This is a genomic window from Streptomyces sp. NPDC001156 (genome assembly GCF_053598275.1).
The window spans coordinates 43782-62614 of sequence record NZ_JBSFJX010000022.1 but is presented as its reverse complement, the minus strand read 5'-3'; the positions used below and the strand labels follow the sequence as shown (position 1 = coordinate 62614).

15 protein-coding genes are annotated in these 18833 nt (G+C 71.0%); 6 read left to right on the top strand and 9 right to left on the bottom strand.

Annotation, left to right across the window (positions count from 1 at the left end; genetic code table 11):
* Positions 1-35: 35 nt before the first annotated feature.
* Positions 36-899: a helix-turn-helix domain-containing protein gene (locus tag ACWDA7_RS14425; protein ID WP_450604485.1), complete on the bottom strand. Its 864-nt coding sequence runs from the start codon at positions 897-899 to the stop codon at positions 36-38.
* Positions 900-991: 92 nt separating this feature from the next.
* Positions 992-1819, bottom strand: coding sequence for a helix-turn-helix domain-containing protein (locus ACWDA7_RS14420; RefSeq protein ID WP_450604484.1), 828 nt, complete (start codon positions 1817-1819; stop codon positions 992-994).
* 27 nt (positions 1820-1846) lie between these two features.
* Here ACWDA7_RS14420 and ACWDA7_RS14415 point away from each other — a divergent pair, with 27 nt between their 5' ends.
* The 3 genes from ACWDA7_RS14415 to ACWDA7_RS14405 all read left to right on the top strand — a co-directional run bounded on the left by ACWDA7_RS14415 (position 1847) and on the right by ACWDA7_RS14405 (position 4077).
* Positions 1847-2911 carry an ADP-ribosylglycohydrolase family protein gene (locus ACWDA7_RS14415; RefSeq protein WP_450604483.1) on the top strand — a complete coding sequence of 355 codons (1065 nt, stop codon included), beginning with the start codon at positions 1847-1849 and terminating at the stop codon, positions 2909-2911.
* Between the two features lie 106 nt (positions 2912-3017).
* Positions 3018-3323: a 4a-hydroxytetrahydrobiopterin dehydratase gene (locus ACWDA7_RS14410; RefSeq protein WP_450604482.1), complete on the top strand. Its 306-nt coding sequence runs from the start codon at positions 3018-3020 to the stop codon at positions 3321-3323.
* Positions 3324-3336: 13 nt separating this feature from the next.
* Positions 3337-4077 (top strand): class I SAM-dependent methyltransferase, encoded by a 741-nt coding sequence (locus ACWDA7_RS14405; RefSeq protein WP_450604518.1) that lies wholly within the window; start codon positions 3337-3339, stop codon positions 4075-4077.
* Positions 4078-4234: 157 nt separating this feature from the next.
* Here the strand turns inward: ACWDA7_RS14405 and ACWDA7_RS14400 are convergent, their stop codons facing one another.
* The 3 genes from ACWDA7_RS14400 to ACWDA7_RS14390 all read right to left on the bottom strand — a co-directional run bounded on the left by ACWDA7_RS14400 (position 4235) and on the right by ACWDA7_RS14390 (position 9688).
* Positions 4235-5374, bottom strand: coding sequence for an ABC transporter substrate-binding protein (locus ACWDA7_RS14400; RefSeq protein ID WP_450604481.1), 1140 nt, complete (start codon positions 5372-5374; stop codon positions 4235-4237).
* Between the two features lie 409 nt (positions 5375-5783).
* The gene (locus ACWDA7_RS14395) at positions 5784-8588 is read right to left on the bottom strand and encodes a SpoIIE family protein phosphatase (RefSeq protein WP_450604480.1); all 2805 of its coding nucleotides are present in this window, start codon (positions 8586-8588) and stop codon (positions 5784-5786) included.
* A gap of 329 nt (positions 8589-8917) precedes the next feature.
* Positions 8918-9688, bottom strand: coding sequence for a phytanoyl-CoA dioxygenase family protein (locus ACWDA7_RS14390; RefSeq protein WP_450604479.1), 771 nt, complete (start codon positions 9686-9688; stop codon positions 8918-8920).
* A gap of 190 nt (positions 9689-9878) precedes the next feature.
* On the opposite strand from ACWDA7_RS14390, the gene ACWDA7_RS14385 reads away from it, so the two are divergent.
* Positions 9879-10745 (top strand): class I SAM-dependent methyltransferase, encoded by an 867-nt coding sequence (locus ACWDA7_RS14385; protein WP_450604477.1) that lies wholly within the window; start codon positions 9879-9881, stop codon positions 10743-10745.
* A 78-nt stretch (positions 10746-10823) separates the two neighbouring features.
* On the opposite strand, the gene ACWDA7_RS14380 is transcribed toward ACWDA7_RS14385, so the two are convergent.
* The 4 genes from ACWDA7_RS14380 to ACWDA7_RS14365 all read right to left on the bottom strand — a co-directional run bounded on the left by ACWDA7_RS14380 (position 10824) and on the right by ACWDA7_RS14365 (position 16874).
* Positions 10824-11519: a glycoside hydrolase family 75 protein gene (locus ACWDA7_RS14380; protein ID WP_450604475.1), complete on the bottom strand. Its 696-nt coding sequence runs from the start codon at positions 11517-11519 to the stop codon at positions 10824-10826.
* A 289-nt stretch (positions 11520-11808) separates the two neighbouring features.
* Positions 11809-12645, bottom strand: a complete 837-nt coding sequence (locus ACWDA7_RS14375) for an aldo/keto reductase (RefSeq protein ID WP_450604473.1) — start codon at positions 12643-12645, stop codon at positions 11809-11811.
* Positions 12646-13281: 636 nt separating this feature from the next.
* Positions 13282-15108 (bottom strand): AMP-dependent synthetase/ligase, encoded by a 1827-nt coding sequence (locus ACWDA7_RS14370; RefSeq protein WP_450604471.1) that lies wholly within the window; start codon positions 15106-15108, stop codon positions 13282-13284.
* A gap of 281 nt (positions 15109-15389) precedes the next feature.
* Positions 15390-16874, bottom strand: a complete 1485-nt coding sequence (locus ACWDA7_RS14365; RefSeq protein WP_450604469.1) for an MFS transporter — start codon at positions 16872-16874, stop codon at positions 15390-15392.
* Between the two features lie 117 nt (positions 16875-16991).
* Between ACWDA7_RS14365 and ACWDA7_RS14360 the strand changes: the two genes are divergently transcribed.
* Positions 16992-17966, top strand: a complete 975-nt coding sequence (locus tag ACWDA7_RS14360; protein WP_450604468.1) for an Lrp/AsnC family transcriptional regulator — start codon at positions 16992-16994, stop codon at positions 17964-17966.
* 315 nt (positions 17967-18281) lie between these two features.
* Positions 18282-18800 (top strand): toxin-antitoxin system HicB family antitoxin, encoded by a 519-nt coding sequence (locus tag ACWDA7_RS14355; RefSeq protein WP_450604467.1) that lies wholly within the window; start codon positions 18282-18284, stop codon positions 18798-18800.
* Positions 18801-18833: the final 33 nt, after the last annotated feature.

Genomic DNA, 18833 nt, shown 5'->3' with positions numbered 1-18833 from the left:
ATGCTCCTGGGGGGTGAGGAACGGGCCGGCATCGGTCAGAAGGTGTCCCGGTACTCCTGGAGGATCTTCCGCGTGCGCTGCACCGAGGCCGCCTTCGCGGACATGTGGTCCAGGACCTCCAGGTGCATGGCCACCTCGGGGCGCGAGTCGAGATACAGGGCGCCGGTCAGGTACTCGCTGTAGACCATGTCGGGCAACTCCGGCTCGGCGAACCGGAACAGCACGAACGGGGTGTACGTCCCCGGGTGCGGTCCGGAGGCGTACTCGGCGATCTGCAGCGTGATCCTAGGGTTCTCGGTGACGTCGATGAGCCGGTCGAACTGCTCGCGCATCACCCGGGAATGGATGCTGACGGGGCGCCGGAGCACCGTCTCGTCCATGATCACCCAGAAGTGCGGCGGGTCCTGGGAGGTGAGCAGCTTCTGCCGGGCCAGACGCAGCGCCACATGCCGCTCGATGTCCTGAGGGCTGACCTGCCCCACGGTCCCGGCCTCCAGCACGGCACGCGCGTAGTCCTCGGTCTGCAGCAGTCCGGGCACGAAGTGCGGCTCGTAGGAGCGGATGATGCGAGCGGCGCCCTCCAGGCTGACGTGCATACTGAACCACTCGGGCAGCACGTCGTGGTAACGCTGCCACCAGCCGGGCTGGTTGGCCTCCTCGGCGAGCCGGACGAAGGCGGTGACCTCCTCGTCGGGCACACCGTACGTAGCCAAAAGCACCTGCAGATACGGGATCTTCAGCGCGACGTCGGCGGTCTCCATGCGCCGCACGGTGGCGGCCGTGACGCGCAGGACCCGCGCCGCCTCCTCCCGCTTCAGCCCGGAGGCCTCCCGCAGCTCCTGCAGCCGCCGCCCGAGCACCACCTGCCCCACGGTGGGCGCAGCCCGCCGTTCACTCACGCCACGCCTCCCCTGCCTGACGAAGGATGCGAGCAGTGTGTCACGTTCGAGTGAAAGTCTCATGGGTACCGGCGAACCGGCTTGATGAGAAGTCAAATCCTTTCTGAATGAAGGTACTTCACCGTCGCCGGATCCGCAGGCAGAAACGTCTCGATGGCCAGTTCCGCGACCGTGATGTCCATCGGGGTGTTGAAGGTGGAGATGGACGAGACGAAGGACAGCACCCGCCCGTCGTGCTCGATCCGCAACGGGAGCGCGAAACGGGGAACGGACTCCTCCGGCTCGTATCCGGCCTGCTCCGGGACCGGATACGCCGCCACCTCCTCGTACAGGGCCCGCAGTGACGTCGAGCGCTGCAAGGCGATCTGACGGCCCATCTGGGCCAGCAGATGACCTCGCCATTCGCGCAGGTTCCGGATGCGCGGTGCCAGGCCCTCGGGATGCAGGGTGAGACGCATCGCGTTCGGCGACGGGGTGAGCAGCCGCTCCGGGACGCCCTCCAGGAGCATCGCGATGCCCCGGTTCGCCGCCACCACCTCGTAGTGCGCGTCCACCACCAGCGCGGGGTAGGGCTCATACCCCTGGATCAGCTGCTCCACCCCCGCGCGCAGCGCGTCCATCGACGGGTCGTCCAGCGGGGTCCGGGGGTAGTGCGGGGCGTATCCGGCGGCCAGCAGCAGGGCGTTGCGGTCGCGTACCGGGACGTCCAGATGCTCGGCGAGCCGCAGGACCATCTCCTCGCTGGGCCGCGACCGGCCCGTCTCGATGAAGCTGATGTGCCGCGCCGAGGACTCGGCCCGCAGCGCCAACTCCAGTTGAGTGACGCGGCGTTGCTCCCGCCAGCCGCGCAGCAGTGGGCCGACGCCCTGCTCCACAGGGGCCGGTGAGGAGACGGCGAAGGCGGACGCGACAATGGTCATAAGAGGACCGTAGTCGAGGAGTGGTGCATGTACGACCGGCTCAACCCGTCCTGGGAGGCCACCGCCGTCTACCGGGCCAGGGTGCGCGGCTGTCTCCTCGGGGGCGCGATAGGCGACGCCCTCGGGTACCCGATCGAGTTCGCCTCCCTGGACCGCATCCGCGCGATGCACGGCGCGCGGGGCGTCACCGGTCTCGTCCCCGGCGGCGAGAGCGTGGTGGGCCGTGTCACCGACGACACCCAGATGACCCTGTTCACGGTGGAGGGGCTCCGGCAGGCACACGACCGCGAGCGGCACAAGGGCATCGGCGGCGGCTGGTCCCAGCTGGTGCGCGAGGCGTACGGCCGCTGGTTCGACACCCAGCGCCTGCCCAGCCCACCCGAGGGCGCGACCGGGCTCGCCGCGCAGCCCTGGCTGTACGCGCGCCGCGCCCCCGGCAACGCCTGCCTCTCCGGCCTGGCCCAGGACTTCGTCCCCGAACCCACGGCCGAGCTGGGCCGCCCCGGCCCGGTCAACTCCGACTCCAAGGGCTGCGGCGCCGTCATGCGCTCGGCGCCCTTCGGACTGAGCCGGGTGCCCGCCGAGACCGCGTTCGGCATGGCCGCCCGATCCGCCCAGACCACCCACGGCCATCCCACCGGCTACTACTCCTCGGGCGCCTTCGCCGCGATCGTCGCCCACCTCGTCGAGGGCGACTCCCTGGAGGGCGCCGTGCTGCGCGCCCTGCGCCTACTCGCCCGGTACCCCGGGCACGAGGAGACGACGGCCGCCCTGCGCGGCGCCCTCGACCTGGCCGCCGAAGGGTCACCGACCGCGGAGAAGGTCGAGACGCTCGGCGCGGGCTGGATCGCCGAGGAGGCGCTCGCCATCGCCGTGTACTGCGCGCTCGTCGAGCCGGAGATCCGGCACGCGCTGCTGCTGTCCGTCAACCACTCCGGCGACAGCGACTCCACGGGCGCCATCTGCGGCAACCTCCTCGGCGCCCACCACGGCGACCACCTCCTGCCGCACGAGTGGCTGGAGCGCGTCGAGGGGCGAGCCGAGATCACCGTGGTGGCGGACGACTTCGCCGCGGAGTGCGTACGACGCTGAGGGTCCGGACCGTACGGGACCGAGGGCACGGGCGTGCGTACGGTGCCGCACGGAGGGGATGTGACAGGGTGGGGCCCACCCCGCCCGGTATGGAAGGAGCCAGGTCATGCCCGTCGAACCGCTGTCGCACAAGGAGATCGAGGACCGGCTTGCGGAGTTGCCCGGCTGGTCCCTGGACGGCGACCGGATCGCCCGCTCGTACCGGCTCGGCTCGCACTTCGCGGCGACCGCGATGGTCGTGCACATCGCCCAGGTGCAGGAGGAGCTCGACCACCACTCCGACCTCACCCTCGGCTACAACACCGTCTTCGTCACGGTGAACACGCACAGCGCCGGCGGCGCGGTCACCGAGCTCGACTTCGAACTGGCCCGCCGCATCGAGGAACTGGCGCCCGGTCACAGGGCGCAGTGAACGGATGGCACCCATGCTCGACTACGAGCGGGAGGCCGCGGAGTACGACGCCACACGGGGCGGCGAGCCCCGGGCCGCGGCGGCCGCCGACGCACTGCTCGGACTGATACCCGACGGCGGGGGCCGGCTGCTTGACGTGGCCTGCGGCACCGGGATCGTGACCAGGCGACTGGCGGCCGGGCGCCCCGGGCTGCGGGTGACGGGCGTGGACCTGGCGCACGGGATGGCGCTCCGGGCCGCCGCCCGGCTGCCAGGCGCCGTCGTCCTCGCCGACAGCCGCCGGCTCCCGTTCCGCGACGGGACGTTCGACGTGGTCACGAGTGTCTGGCTGCTGCACCTGATCGAGGATCCCGAGGACGTCCGGGCCGTCTGCGCGGAAGTCGCCCGGGTGCTGCGGCGCGGCGGCGTGTACGTCACCACCGTCGACAAGGCCGCCGCCCATGACGTGGGCAGCGACATCGACGCCGTTCTCGCGCCACGTCCGCGCCGCCCGGCCCGCGATGACGCTGAGGCGGTCGCGGCGCACGCCGCCGCATACGGGCTGGTACCGGCCGGGCGGGCCCGTTTCCCCGGCGTCGGCCAGGGTCGCAGCCCCCGAGCCACGGCCGAGGACCTGCGGCGCGGCTGGTTCACGACGCTCGCGCCCAGGGATCCGCTCGGCGATCGGATCGCCGAGCGCCTTGCGGCACTGCCGGACCAGGACCGTCCGCGCCCCGACCCGGTGTTCACCCTAAAGGCGTACCGCAAGCTCTGAAGGGCCTCGCACGGGCGGGCGGAACGCCGCGATCCAGATCCGGTCGCCGGACGGCCCCCGACGTTCACCTCGAGCGCCTGTGGCAGCCAACAACCCCAGGAGCGAGGGACGTTGGGCCCCAGTCTCGGCCGGTCTCCCGAACTTCGCGGACCGCTCCTCAGCGCGAGACCGCCTTCGCCCAGCCCCGGTCGACCGTATCCTGCGCCTTCGCCAGTTGATCGTCCGTCGGGAACTGAGGCGTCCCCTCGACCGTCGGCAGCCGGGCGGCGCCGGCCTTGTCGAGGGTGCCGTCCTTCTTCATGACGTCCATGAGCACCGGGCGGGCATAGCCGTAGAGCCGGAGGTTCTGGCCCCGCACGCTGAACAGGTACTCCTCCCACAGGCGGGCAGCCGCCGGATGCCGGGCGTGCTTGTTGATGGCCTGCGCGTAGTACTGGGCGAAGCTGCCGTCGAAAGGGATCGACACATGCCAGTCCATGCCCTTGCCGCGCAGTCGATCGGCGTAGCCGAGGTTGAGGAAGTCCCAGTTGATGCTGACGGGTGTCCGGCCGTTCGCGACCGCCGAGGAGGTGGACTCGACGGGGTCGAAGTTGCCGCGCCTGCTGAGTTCGGCGAAGAAGTCGAGACCGGGCTGGATGTCGTCGAACGAGCCGCCGTTGGCCAGCGCGGCCGCATAGACGCTCGAGAAGGCGGAGTTCGCCTCGGTGGGAGAGCCCTCGAGCGCGATTTTGCCCTTGTAGCCGGGCTTCAGCAGATCCGCGAAGGTCTCCGGACAGGGCTTGACCCGGTTGGCGTCGCAGCCGATGGAGACGTAGCCCCCGTAGTTGTTGTACCAGTGGCCGTGCGGGGACTTCTGGTAGTCGGGGATCGAGTCGTACACGGCGACCTTGTACGGCGCGAGCAGGTGCTTCACCTCGGCCATGCGCGCGAACGTGTCGCCCAGGTCGATCACGTCGGGAGTCGTCGCCCGGCCGCCTCCCTTCTCCAGGGCGTCGACCTCCTCCTCGCTGTGGGCGTCGGGGGAGTCCACCGTCACCTCGATCCCGTACTTCTTCTCGAAGTCGTCGATGAGGGCGCCGTAGTTGGCCCAGTCACGCGGCAGGGCCATCGCCCGGAGCGCGCCCTCCCGCCGGGCGGCGGCGATCAGCGCGTTCATGCCGCCGACCTCGGCGGCGGATGTCGCTACCGACGGCTTCTGCGGCCCGGTGGGCGGAGGACTCCCGCAGGCGGTCAGGCCCTGTGTCACCACGGCGAGGCAGCCGATCGCGCCCGCTGCCCGGGCACGGAGTGCGGTCACGACGGCTCCAAGGGGTCCCAGGCGGGAAGCGCTGACACGTCCGGTCGTCGCGGGGAGTGCCCGGTCCGCCGGAGTGACCGGCCGGTGCCGCCCGACGCGCAGCCGCCGTTGCCGCCGCGCGGCGGTCGTGGAGTCCGCAGGCCTGAGCCCGCGCGTGCTCGGTCCGGCGGGCGCCCGGCACCCTCTCGCGGTCCCGGTGCCAAGGGCCCTTGGCGATGTCTCCCGGCCTCGTGGGAGGCGGTCTTGGGAGCCGGTGTACCCGGTCGTCCCGACGGCGGGTCCCCGGCGAAGAAACCTGTCATCGGCGTCCTCCGCGCCTCCGACACGGGATGGGAGGCCTGCGGGCGCCGCGGGCGGTGGTGCCCGTGCGTGGTGCCGTGCGGCCGCGCGGGCCTTTCGGAATGCGCTTTCACAGTGCCGTGTCGTCCCATTGGGAGAGCAGGATGTCGCCGAGTTCCTCCGCCTCCGGCGTGGCGCCGTCCAGCAGGGGCTGTTCGGCCCAGATGACCTTTCCGGTGGGCGTGTAGCGGGTGCCCCATCGTTCGGTCAGCTGCGCGACGAGGAAGAGTCCCCGACCGCCCTCGTCGGTGACGGCCGCCCGGCGCAGCCTGGGAGAGGTGCTGCTGCCGTCGGAGACCTCGAAGATCAGGGCGCGGTCGCGGATCAGCCGGACCCCGATGGGCTCGCTGCCGTAGCGGACCGCGTTGGTGATCAGCTCGCTGAGGACGAGTTCGGCGGTGAACGCCATGTGCTCGAGGCCCCACTCCGTGAGCCGGCGGACGCAGTCGTTGCGCACGGTGGCCACTGCGGCCGGGTCACGCGGCACCCGCCAGTCGGCGATCCGGGAGGGGTCCAGCCGGCGGGTGCGGGCCACCAGCAGCGCGATGTCGTCCCTGGGCTGAGTGGGCAGCACGGCCTCCATCACCGCCGCACACGTGGCCTCCGGGGTGCGATCGGGGCCGGTGAGAGCACGGCGCAGGGCCCTCAGACCGGCGTCCGGGTCATGGTCGTGGCCCTCGATCAGTCCATCGGTGTAGAGCACCAGCCGGGAGCGTTCGGGCACGCTCAGCTCGGTGCTCTCGAAGGGCAGACCGAGGCCAAGACCCAGGGGTGTGGAGACGGGTACCCGGGGGAATTCGACGCTTCCGTCGGGATGGACCACCGCCGGTCCGGGGTGGCCCGCGGTGGCGATGGCCAGGTTCCCGGAGGTGGGGTCGTAGACCGCGTACTGGCAGGTCGCGCCGGTCATGCCCTGTGCGTCGCCCTCCTGTGCGTCGAGCTGGGCCACCAGCTCGTCCAGCCGGCTCATCAGTTCCTCCGGAGGCATGTCGAGGCCGGAGAAGTTGTGCACGGCGGTGCGCAGCCGGCCCATGGTCGCCGCGGCGTGCAGTCCGTGCCCGACGACGTCGCCGACGACCAGCGCGACCCGGGTGCCGGACAGCGGAATCACGTCGAACCAGTCCCCGCCGACCCCGGCCCCTCCCGCTCCGCGGCCCCCGGCCGGCAGATAGCGGTAGGCCACCTCGAGTGCGGACTGCTCCGGCAGTCCGCGTGGCAGCAGGCTGTGCTGGAGGGTGACGGCCATGGTGTGTTCCCGCGTGTAGCGGCGGGCGTTGTCGATGGACACCGCGGCCCGGACGGCGAGTTCCTCGGCGAAGCTCACGTCGTCGTCCTCGAACCGCGGGGAGCTGTGCGACCGCCAGAAGTCCGCGGTTCCGAGCACCGCCCCGCGGGCCCGCAGCGGGACCACGAGCAGGGAGCGCAGGCCGCTGCCGAGGATGTGGCGGGCGCGTTCGGGGTCCTCGGCCCGCCACCCTTCGCATGTGCCCAGGTCGCGGACCAGGATCGTCCGGTTCTCGGTCATGGCGGCCGCGACGGGATGGCTGCCGGGGAACCGGATCAGCGCGCCGACGGGGTGAAGGAGCTGGTCCTCGTCCAGGCCCGCGACCGCGACACGGCGCAGTTCCGTGCTCACCTCGGGGGACTCCTCACCGTGCAGTACGGAATCCAGAAGCTCGATGGTGACGCCGTCGGCGAACCGGGGCGCGGCCACCTTCGCGAGTTCCTCGGCGGTGCGTCGCACATCGAGTGTGGTGCCGATCCGCGCCCCTGCGTCGTAGAGCAGTCGCAGCCGTTCCCGCGCTCCTTCGGCCCTGCCGTAGAGGGCCCGCAGCTCGGTGGTGTCCCGCAACGTCACCACGTTGCCGAGCGGTCCGCGCGGCGCGGTGGGCCGTTTGTTGACGGCCAGCAGCCGGTCGCCCGCCAGGTACACCTCGTCGGTGGCCGGCCGCTCGGAGGCCAGCAACTCGGCGAGATCCCCCTCCAGACCCAGATCGTTCACGAGGCGCCCTTCCGCGTCGACGGGAAGGTCCAGCAGACGCCGTGCCTCGTCGTTGGCCAGCAGCAGCCGGCCGTCGCCGCCGAGGATCAGCACCCCCTCCCGTACGGCGTGCAGGACCGCGTCATGGTGCTCGTACATCCGGGTCATCTCGGCCGGGCCGAGGCCATGGGTTACCCGTCGCAGCCGGCGGCTCACGAGTCCCGCCCCCGCCGCGGCGATGACCATGGCCCCGGCGGCACCGCCGAAGAGGACCGGCAGCTGGCGGTCCATCCGGTCCCGCACCTTGTCGACCGTGACGGGGACGGCGACAACGGCGATCACCGAGCCGTCCGGAGCCTGGACGGGCGCCGCCGAGACCACGGAAAGCCCCAGGGAGCCTTGGAAGGTCCTGGTGAACGCCTTGCCCATCGCGGCCGGCGCGTAGGGGCCGATGACATGCTTGCCGATCTGGCTCGGATCGCTGTGGGTGAGGGTGACGCCGTCCAGCCCGTAGACGATGACGGCGTCCACGCCCGCGGTCTTCCTGGTGGCCTCGGCGTACGGCTGCAGGTGTGCGGTGGGGTCGGGGCTCTTCAGGGCCGCCGCGATCCCCGGCGAGTGGGCGAACGTCTCGGCCGTCGCGAGCGTCCGGCGCTCGGCCTCGCCCATGATGTCGCGTCGGGCCTGTACCACGACAGCCGCCAGGGCGGCGACGACGAGGAGCACCACGACCGCCAGCTGCAGGAGGAAGACCTGGCCGGCGAGGCTGCGCACGCTCAGCCGCCGCACCAGGCGACGTGGCCAACGCGCCCTCGGACGCTGAGGCAGACCGGGCCCGTCGGACCGGGACGTACCAGCCGTCCCAGGACCGTCCTGACCCGAAATTTCACGCATATACCTTTTCTATCGCTTCTCGGGCGCTGACCACGGACTGCCATGACGACCGGACGTGCGGCGATGGCGGCGAGCGAGCCGTGCCCGGCAGTCGCCGGCGCGGTCGGCCACGCACAACCCGGTGGGTTCCACGGGGAAGCCCGACATCTGATGACCGCCTGCCACGGGGGACGGATGGCGCCGGGGGCGGCGGTCATGGCGTCGGGGGTGATGGCGTCAAACGGGTGGTCGGTCACGCGCCTCTACTGCACCGGTGGGGGCGAGGCGATCGCCACGAGGGCGGTCCGCAGCCCCAGGGACCCTCCCGTGGTCGGGGGCGACGCGCCGCGTCAGCCCTCGCGGGCCAGGCCCCGGCGGATCGCGCACTCCACGGGGGAGTGGTTCCCGTCCGCCCGTTCCAACTCGTACGGCACCGCCGGGTACAGCGGCGGCTGGGCCATGAAGCGGGGGCGTGTGCCGTGGTGGGGCTGGGCGGCGTGGACGAGGAAGGGGTGGCAGAGGTAGACGTCGCCCGGGCGGCCGGTGGCGTGGGCGAGCGGGCGGTGCGCGGAGGCAGCGTCGACCTTCGGGCCGAGTTCCAGGAACGAGGCGCCCCCTTCGCCGTACGGCTCGAGGACTGGGGGCACGTCGAGATGCGAGCCGACCCAGATGCGGGTCGGCGCGTCGCCCTCGGTGACCTCCGTGAACAGGAAGAGCATGAGCAGCGCGCGGCCCTTCGACCACAGGTTCGTGTGCCACAGGGTGGCCCCGTCGGGCAGATAGCTCCCCTCGATGTGCCAGCCCGCGTCGTCCGGCTCCTCCGCGTGCGGAAACCGCAGCGGGAAGCTGCCGAGCGAGTAGCGGGGCTCCCAGCGGCGCTCACCGACCAGCATGTCGAAGGCCTCGTGCAGAGCGGGGGAGTTGTGCGCGGCGGCGAACGGGCCCTGTGCCATTCCGCCCACCCAGTGCACCGGGTCCTTCCAGGTCCGGGGGTCGTCCGGGTCGTACCCGGTCTCCTGCCACAGCAGCCTCGCGCAGCCCTCGGCGACCCGCGGCGGAAAGGCGCCCTCGACCTTCACGAACCCGTCCTCGAGAAACCGCTCCACCAACTCTTCCGCCATGGGGCCATGGTGGGAGACGGCCGAGGACGGACGCATCCCGTTTTCCGGACGCGCTCTCTTTGCGGGTGCGGCGTGCGGCAGAGGACGCCGTGCCGTTTCCGCGTACGCGTTTGCCGTTCCTGCAACAGAAGTGGCCATGCACCGGTGCGTCGGCGCAGGCTGGGGTCCTCCGGACGAGAGGCTCACCACCATGGCGCACCACCACGACGACCACACCGATATCGACTGGGCCGTCATGGCTCCCCTGCTCGAGGCACAGGCAGAGCTGTTCACTCCCCTGTACGAGCGGGTCATGGCCTGGCTGGCCGAGGAGGTGAGCGCGCCCGGCCTGGTCGTCGACACGGGCAGTGGACCCGGTGTCGTCTCCTGCCTGTTCGCCGAGGCGTTCCCGGGCGCGCGGGTCGTCGCGGTGGACGGCTCCGAGCCCCTCCTCGAGCGGGCGCGCGCCCGGGCCGCACGCCTGGGCCTCGCCGATCGCTTCGCCACCGTCGCGGGCGAACTCCCCGACGCACTGGGTCACTTGGACTACCCCGCCGATCTGCTGTGGGCGAGCAACAGCCTGCACCACCTCGGTGACCAGCGGGCCGCCCTGGCCGCGTTCGCCGAGCGGCTGGCCCCCGGCGGCACTCTGGCCCTGCTGGAGGGCGGACTGCCCGCGCGGTTCCTGCCCCGGGACATCGGTATCGGCCGTCCCGGTCTGCAGGCACGGATCGACGCCGTGGAGACGGAGTGGTTCGCACGGATGCGGGAATCGCTGCCCGGTGCCGTGACCGAGACCGAGGACTGGCCGGCTCTGCTGACCGCCGCGGGTCTGAAGCACTCCGGCACGCGCAGCTTCCTGCTGGACCTTCCCGCACCCGTCACGGACCGGGCGCGTGCTTATGTGGCCGGCTCTCTGACCCGGCTCAGGGATGCGCTCACGGACGGCCTCGACGCCGAGGACCGCGCCACCCTCGACCGGCTCCTCGACCCGGAGGACGAGGCGAGCGTGCACCGCAGGCGCGATGTGTTCGTGCTGAAGGCGCACACGGTGTACACGGCCGTCCGGGCCTCCTGAGCCCTGCCGCCCGGCTGACGGGTGCCGGCGCCCGGTACCGCGCGTACCCGCGGTACCGGGCTTGTCGGCCCTGCCCGTTCAGTTGTTCCGGATGAACTGCTTGGCCAGCGACTGGCCGAGTGACACCGCAGCGCTGTGACTCTCGATCGGCGACACCTGCGAGTTCTTGAAGAGGATGTACGTCACGCCGGAGTCGGCGCCGCCGGTCTCCGGGTCGGGGTCGATGCCGAGCGCGTTGGCCGTGGCGTACGAGGCCTCGCCGATGATCTTCGTGGGGCCGGTGTCGCCGACGACGGCGTACTCGACCTTGTTGTTGTAGATGACGGCGACCACGCCGCCGCCCTTGATGCCGGAGCTGGAGTACTTCCAGATGCTGCTCGCGCTCGGCACGACGACGTACGGGAGGGAGTCGGCGCGCAGGGGCTTGCCGTCGGACTGGTGGAAGGCGGTGTCGTCCTGGAACCAGGGGTCGGTGTCGCCGTTGCACTTGCCGGTGACCTGGCCGTCGCAGTCGATGTCCATGTCGGCCTTCCAGAACACTGCGCCGTTCTTGCCGCACACGGGGACGGTGGCCGAGGTCTCGTCGTCGGTCTTGTACTTGCCGTTCGATATCTGCGAACAGGACGTCACCTTCGCGAGCAGGTCCGCGGCGCCGACCGTGCCCTCCTGAGCGGACTTGGGAGCGGCCGCTCCGGAGGCGCTGGTGGGGAGCACGGCGGTGGCGAGGAGCGCGGCGCCTGAGGCCGCGGCGAGGGTCAGTGTTCGAGTGCGCACTGTGGGGGATCCTTCTGTTAGGAAAGTTTCCTTACCGGGTGCCGTACAAGGTGGACCCGTCGGCATGGCCGCGTCAAGCCCCAACGAGGCCACAGATACGGTCAGTTGAGAGCCGACGGGAAACGGGCCGCCCGTGTGCGCGGTGGGGTGGAGCGACTCCCGACGCCTCTTGAGGCGTGCGGCCCCGAGGCTCGCCGGTCCTGGTCGGCGACTGCCCCCGGAACGCACGGCGACGCCCCTCGGAGCCGCCGGGCAAGCGGTCCGCGGGGCGTCGCCGGGATGTCGTCCGTCAGCCCATGTCGAACGTCGCCGGGTCCGGGCCGAGACGCCGGTCCTCGTTCAGCGCACTGATCGCCCCCATGTCCTCGACGTCCAGCGAGAAGTCGAAGACCTCGATGTTCTCCCTGATCCTGGCCGGAGTCACCGACTTCGGGATCACGATGTTCCCGAGCTGGAGGTGCCAACGCAGCACGACCTGGGCCGGCGTGCGGTTGTGCTTCTGTGCGATGGCGACGATCGCCGGGACCTCCAGAAGGCCCCTGCCCTGCCCCAGTGGGGACCAGCCCTCGGTCGCGACGCCCTGCTCGGCGTGGTACTCGCGCGCCGCGTGCTGCTGCAGGCGCGGGTGCAGCTCGATCTGGTTGACCGCCGGGATGACCAAGGTCTCGGCGATCAGCGTCCGGAGGTGTTCCGGGAGGAAGTTGGAGACACCGATCGCCTTCGCGCGGCCGTCGCCGTAGATCTTCTCGAAAGCCCTGTACGTGTCGACGAACTTGCCCCTCGAGGGCAGCGGCCAGTGGATCAGATAGAGGTCCACGTACTCCAGGCCGAGCTTCTCCAGCGACACGTCGAAGGCGCGCAGCGTGGCGTCGTACCCCTGGTCGCTGTTCCAGAGCTTGGTGGTGATGAAGAGGTCCTGGCGCGGGATCCCGGAGGCTGCCACCGCCTGGCCCACACCCTCTTCGTTGCCGTAGATCGCTGCTGTGTCGATGCTGCGGTACCCGGCATCCAGGGCGGTGGCCACGGCGGTCTCCGCCTCGTCGTCCGGCACCTGCCAGACGCCGAAGCCCAGCTGGGGCATCTCGACGCCGTTGTTCAGGATGATCGGGGGGACCTTGCTGCTCACGAACTCTCGATCCTTCAGTCGTCGGCTGGTACGTCCATCGTCAACGATCACAGCCCGTCGTGCATTCCTGGCCGGTCGTTTCCGCGCCGTATCCCGGCGGAGAGCAGCAGATCGGCCTGACATGGAACCGACCTTCTCGGTCCAGGGCATTGACCGGGTCCGGTCATCCCGTAACTCTGTATCGCGACCGAACGCGTCGTTGAACGCGGTGCAAGCATGTGTACATGCTGCCTGCCTGGGCCTTTCTGGGCTCATCCACTCCGCCCCATGCGGAAGCAGGTATGCGCACATGAACGAGAAGGTGTCCGCGGCGCGCCGACCGGAACCGCTCATTCGGGAGACATCGGAGGACAGGGTCTAGGAGAACCTTGACTCCTCGACGATGGAAACTGATCAGTCGGTCAGTAGACTTGACCGGCGAACAGCACACCGACACCTTGGGGTAAGCCGTCGAACCGGGCGTCGTCCCCGCCCCGTCCGTCCGGCACCGAACCACCGCCGGGCAGCACGGCACGCCCGGATTCGCCCGCCGCGCCCATCCACCGATCGAGACGAGCAGAGGTGCGGCGGACGGGTCCGACTTGATCTTCCGAGTGACCATCGACCACCCGTCGCCGCCGGGGCGGCGCGCCGGGCTCAGGCCCGGTACAACGCCTCCACCTCGGTCGCGTACGCGTTCTCGATCGCCTTGCGCTTCAGCTTCAGCGACGGGGTGAGCAGGCCGTGCTCCTCGGTGAACTGGTGCGCGAGGATACGGAAGGTGCGGATCGACTCGGCCTGCGAGACCAAGGTGTTCGCGGCGACCACGGCACGTCGCACCTCGGTCTCCAGATCGGAGTCGCGCACAAGCTGGGACGGGGACATCCTGGGCTTGCCCCGCATCTGCAGCCAGTGCTCCACGGCCTCCCCGTCGAGCGTGACCAGCGCGGCGATGTACGGGCGGTCGTTGCCGACCACGATGCACTGGGCGACCAGCGGATGGTCCCGCACCCGCTCCTCGAGCACCCCGGGCGAGACGCTCTTGCCGCCCGAGGTCACCAGGATCTCCTTCTTGCGCCCGGTGATGGTGAGAAAGCCGTCCTCGTCGAGCGAGCCCAGGTCTCCGGTGGCGAGCCAGCCGTCGTGCAGGGACTCGTCGGTGGCCTTCGGGTTGTTGAGGTACTCCTGGAAGACATGGCCGCCGTGCAGCCAGACCTCTCCGTCGTCGGCTATGTGCACGGTCGTGCCCGGGATGGCCTGGCCCACCGTGCCGTACCGGGTGCGCTCGGGCGGGTTGGCGGTCGCCGCCCCCGTCGACTCGGTCAGGCCGTACCCCTCGTAGATCTGGACCCCGGCACCGGCGAAGAACAGCCCGAGCCTGCGGTCCATCGCCGAGCCGCCGGACATGGCGTGCCGCACCCGGCCGCCCATCGCGGCACGGATCTTGGTGTAGACGACCTTGTCGAAGAACTGGTGCTGCATGCGCAGGCCCGCCGACGGGCCGGGGCCGATGCCCCAGGCTTTCGCCTCGATCGCGTCCGCGTACTTGACGGCGACCTCGACCGCCTTCTCGAAGGGGCCGGAGCGGCCCTCCTTCTCGGCCTTGCGGCGGGCCGCGTTGAAGACCTTCTCGAAGATGTAGGGCACGGCGAGGAAGAACGTCGGCCTGAACGCGGCCAGGTCGGGCAGCAGCGCCGCCGCGTTCAGCTGCGGCTGGTGGCCGATCTTGACCCGGCCGCGGATGCAGGCGACCTCGACCATCCGCCCGAAGACATGGGCCAGGGGCAGGAAGAGCAGGGTGGAGGCCTCGTCGCCCTTCTTGGAGTGGAAGACCGGCTCCCAGCGTTCGATGACCGTGTCGCCCTCGAACATGAAGTTGCCGTGCGAGATGACACAGCCCTTGGGGCGGCCGGTGGTGCCGGAGGTGTAGATGATCGTCGCCGTCGAGTCGGGGGTGACCGCCTGCCGGTGCCGGTGGACCACCTCGTCCTCGATGTGCGCGCCCGCGTCGTACAGCTGCTGCACGGCGCCGACGTCGAGCTGCCACAGCCGGTGCAGCTGCGGCAGCCGGTCGATGACCGTGGCGATCGTCATCGCGTGGTCCTCGTGCTCCACCATCGCGGCCGTCACCTGGGCGTCGTGGAGCATCCAGAAGACCTGCTCGGCCGAGGAGGTGGGATAGATGGGCACCACCTGGGCGCCGATCGTCCACAGCGCGAAGTCGAAGAGCGTCCACTCGTACCGCGTACGGCACATGATCGCGACCCGGTCCCCGAACCGGACGCCCTGGGCCAGCAGACCCTTGGCGAGGGCGAGGACCTCGTCGCGGAACTCGGCGGCGGTCACATCGCGCCACTGGCCCTCGTCGTCCTTGCGGCCGAGCGCGACACGGAGCGGATCTTCCTGGGCATAGTCGAAGACGACGTCGGCCAGACCGCCCACCGGCGGCGCCGATGCCAGTTGAGGGTTGGTGAACTCGTGCAATCCCCGCTCCTTGTGGCGCTCCGCACAGCGCCGTGAAAGCTACCCCACCGGGGGGCCGGGCGGGAGAGGGGCGAAATCCCGGGCACTCGTGGCAAACGCACAAGTCAGCCGGGAAGATAACCGCACAAGGGGGAAGGAGCGGACAGAATTCCTTACGGCCGCGTAGGTTCCTGGCCCGCAATCTCCACGGAATCTGTACGGCGCGCTTACCGCACGCGGCACTCTACCGGCCAGTAGCGACGGGGCGGTGGCCGGGGTCGCACGGACCACCGCCCCCGCGTTCAGCCCCGCGGCACCGACTCCTTCAGCGGATGGGGCGCCGATTGTGTCACTGCCTTCTTTGGCTGCCGCACCAGCATGAGGACCAGCGTGCCCGCGATCACGCCCGCCACACCCGCGACCTGCAGAGCCGCGTCGAGACCGGAGGCGAACGCGGTGCGCAGCACATGCTCGGAGAATCCGCCACGCAGGGCGCCGGCACCTCCACTCGCCAGGGTGTGCGCCGCATCGCGTGGCAACGTGTCCCGCATCCGGGAAGTCAGTACGGTGCCGAAGGCGGCGACCCCCAGCGCGTACCCCAACTGGCGGACCGTGTTCACCGCGCCGCCCGCCATGCCCGCCCGCTCCGGTGGCACCGAGGCGAGCGCCGCTCCGGCGACCGACGGCGACACGAAGCCGGTGCCGATGCCCACCACGACGAGCCCCGGGATGAGCGCGGTCCAGTCGCTGCCCGCATCCAGCACCGTCTGGCAGAGGGCGCCCGCGCCGATCAGCAGCAGCCCGCCGCCGACGGTCAGCCGGGCCGGCGCCCCGTGCAGCAGGCGCCCGCCCAGGATCGCGACCACCATGGCGGCGACCGTCAGCGGCAGCAGCGTCAGTCCGCCGCGCACCGGGCTCATGCCCAGCAGCGTCTGCGTCCAGATCGCGAGGTACGGCGTCACCCCGAAGGCCACGCCGCTGAAGGCGAACGCGCCCGCGAGCACGCCCACGAACGCGGGCTTGCGCAGCAGGGAGAGGTCCAGCAGCGGATGCGTCGACCGCAGCTCCACCAGCACGAAGAACATCAGAGCCAGCGCGGCGACCGTGAACGAGCCCAGCGTCACCGACGCGGTCCAGCCGCTCTCCCCGGCGCGCACCACAGCGTAGGTCGTCCCGCCCGCGAACCCCGCGATCATGACCGTGCCCGCCCAGTCGATCCGCCTGCCGTGGGCTCCCCGCGACTCCGGGACCGCCCGCAGCGTCATCCACACAGCGGCCACACTGACCGGCAGATTCACGAAGAAGATCCACCGCCAACCCGGCCCCTCGGTGAGCAGTCCGCCGAGCGCGGGGCCCACCGCCGCGGCCACGCCGCTGACCGCGCCCCACACACCGAGCGCCGCCGAGCGCTGCCGCCCTTGATATACCGAGCCGAGCAACGGCAGCGTCGTCGCGAACATCCCGGCCGCGCCCATGCCCTGCACCGCCCGCGCGGCCACCAGAGTCCCGGGCCCGGACGCGAGCCCGCACATCAGCGACGCCACCGCGAACACCACCACGCCCGCGACGTGCACCCGGCGCCGCCCGAGCACATCCGCCGCGGCCCCGGCCGCCAGCAGCAACGCCGCCAGCGCGAGCGCGTATCCGTCGACCACCCACTGCAGATCACTCAGCGACGCGTGCAGCGACCGCGCCATGTCCGGCAGCGCGACGACCACGATCGTCACGTCCACCAGCAACATGAACGTGCTCAGGCACACCGCCGTGAGCGGCTTCCATGCCCGCATGTCCCAACTCCTCGTGCGATGTATGCGCATGACTCCCTACGATGAGCGGACGGCGGCCGATCTCAGCGGAAGCGGATACATGAACGCCGGAACCCGACAGAGAAGGGGCCGACGGAGATGGAATCCCACACCCTCGACAGACTCGATCTGCAACTCCTCTCGGCCCTGGAGGTCGACGGCCGGGCCTCCTTCAGCCGGATCGGCGGGGTACTCGGCGTCTCCGACCAGACCGTCGCGCGCCGCTTCCGCAGGCTGCGTGCCGACGGCGGGCTGCGGGTCGTGGGTGTCCGTGACGCCCACCGGCTGGGCCAGGAGCAGTGGATGCTGCGGGTGCGCTGCGCCCCGGACACCGCGCTGACCATCGCGGACGCGCTCGCCAAACGCCCCGACACCAACTGGATCGGGCTTGCCTCCGGCGGCACCGAGGTCCTGTGCCTGACCCGGCCGCGCACTCGCGGCGACCACGACGACCTGCTGCTCGGCAAACTGCCGCGCACGCCCAGCGTGGTGGAGATCCGCGCCCACCAGCTGCTCCACCGCTTCTACGGCGGGGCCCACGGCTGGATCCGCAAGTTCGCCGCGCTCACGGACGATCAGATCGACGCACTGCGCCCCCACCCGGCCCCTGGTCCCGAGCAGGTGGGCCTCGACCCGGAGGACGAGCCGCTGCTGGCCGTACTGGAGCGGGACGGACGCGCCGGTTACCCCGAACTCCGGCGCGCCACCGGCCGTTCCGAGTCGGCGGTCAAACGCCGCCTGAACGCGCTGCTCGCCTCCGGCGCCCTGTACATCGACTCGGAGTGCAACCCCGATCTCCTGGGCCATCCGGTCGCGGCCGTCCTCTGGATCACCGCCGCCCCGGCCGCCCTGCGATCCGTCGGTGAAGCCCTCGCCGCCCACGACGAGATCGCCCACGCCTCCGCGACTGCCGGCCCCTCGAACATCGTCGCGACCGCACTGGCCAGGAACACACGGGCGCTGTACGCCTATCTGAGCGGCCCCCTCGGCTGTCTGGAGGGGGTCCAGCAGGTGGAGACGACACCGGTCCTGCGCCGGGTCAAACAACTCACCTACCAACCCCTGCCCCGCTGACCACAGCCCCGACCGGGCCGGGGCCGCCCGGTGCGTGCGCGGTCCCCTCGGCGCGCAGACGGCGAGGGGGCACGCACACCACCCCCTTGCGACCCGCATGGCATCACATGGCGCCGCGTGGTGCCACTTGGTGCCATCCAGTGCCGTCCTGGTGCCATTCCATGTTTTCGAGAGCGCGCAATCGCGCGTGGCGCCACAGTGGTCAGGCTGGTCCCATTATGTTTCCGCAGGCCAGAGCGGTGGTTCTCAGGCTTGTCCGACGTGCGGTGCCATTCGGGGTTGCATGTGGCGCCATAGTGGTGCCACCATGACGTCATGGACCTCACCCCGTATGTCGACACCCTCCGCCGCGAACTTGCGGTCGCCGCCGAAGCCGGCGGGGAAGACGCCCGTGAGCTGGCCGAGCGGCTCACCGCTCCTCTGGAGTCGGCGACCCGTCTGACCATGCTCAATGTGCTCTCCGCCGCGATGGACGAGATCACCCGCGAGCTCGCCCCCGGCTCGGTCGACGTACGGCTGCGCGGGCTCGACCCCGACTTCGTGGTGACGCTGCCGCCCGCCTACAGCGGCCCCACTGAAGCGACGGTCGCGCCCGTCGAACCGCTCAACGTGCAGGCACCCGCCGAAGGCGACGAAGGCGGCACCGCCCGCGTCAATCTGCGTCTGCCGGCCCACCTCAAGGCGCGCGCCGAGGAGGCCGCGAGCCGCGAGGGCCTGTCGGTCAACGCATGGCTGGTGCGGGCCGTGTCGGCCGCGGTCGACGGGGGCACGCGGCCGCGTACGCCGGAGAAGACCCGCACCATCGGACAGAACTTCACGGGCTGGGTGCGCTAGCCGCGCCCGCCCCGCCTCACCCACACCACGTCC

Bases quoted from the DNA above. Each gene is read 5' to 3' on its own strand.
- ACWDA7_RS14420 (WP_450604484.1), bottom strand. From the start codon at position 1,819: ATGACCATTGTCGCGTCCGCCTTCGCCGTCTCCTCACCGGCCCCTGTG.
- ACWDA7_RS14415 (WP_450604483.1), top strand. From the start codon at position 1,847: ATGTACGACCGGCTCAACCCGTCCTGGGAGGCCACCGCCGTCTACCGG.
- ACWDA7_RS14410 (WP_450604482.1), top strand. From the start codon at position 3,018: ATGCCCGTCGAACCGCTGTCGCACAAGGAGATCGAGGACCGGCTTGCG.
- ACWDA7_RS14405 (WP_450604518.1), top strand. From the start codon at position 3,337: ATGCTCGACTACGAGCGGGAGGCCGCGGAGTACGACGCCACACGGGGC.
- ACWDA7_RS14395 (WP_450604480.1), bottom strand. From the start codon at position 8,588: ATGCGTGAAATTTCGGGTCAGGACGGTCCTGGGACGGCTGGTACGTCC.
- ACWDA7_RS14390 (WP_450604479.1), bottom strand. From the start codon at position 9,688: ATGGCGGAAGAGTTGGTGGAGCGGTTTCTCGAGGACGGGTTCGTGAAG.
- ACWDA7_RS14385 (WP_450604477.1), top strand. From the start codon at position 9,879: ATGGCGCACCACCACGACGACCACACCGATATCGACTGGGCCGTCATG.
- ACWDA7_RS14365 (WP_450604469.1), bottom strand. From the start codon at position 16,874: ATGCGGGCATGGAAGCCGCTCACGGCGGTGTGCCTGAGCACGTTCATG.
- ACWDA7_RS14360 (WP_450604468.1), top strand. From the start codon at position 16,992: ATGGAATCCCACACCCTCGACAGACTCGATCTGCAACTCCTCTCGGCC.
- ACWDA7_RS14355 (WP_450604467.1), top strand. From the start codon at position 18,282: ATGGACCTCACCCCGTATGTCGACACCCTCCGCCGCGAACTTGCGGTC.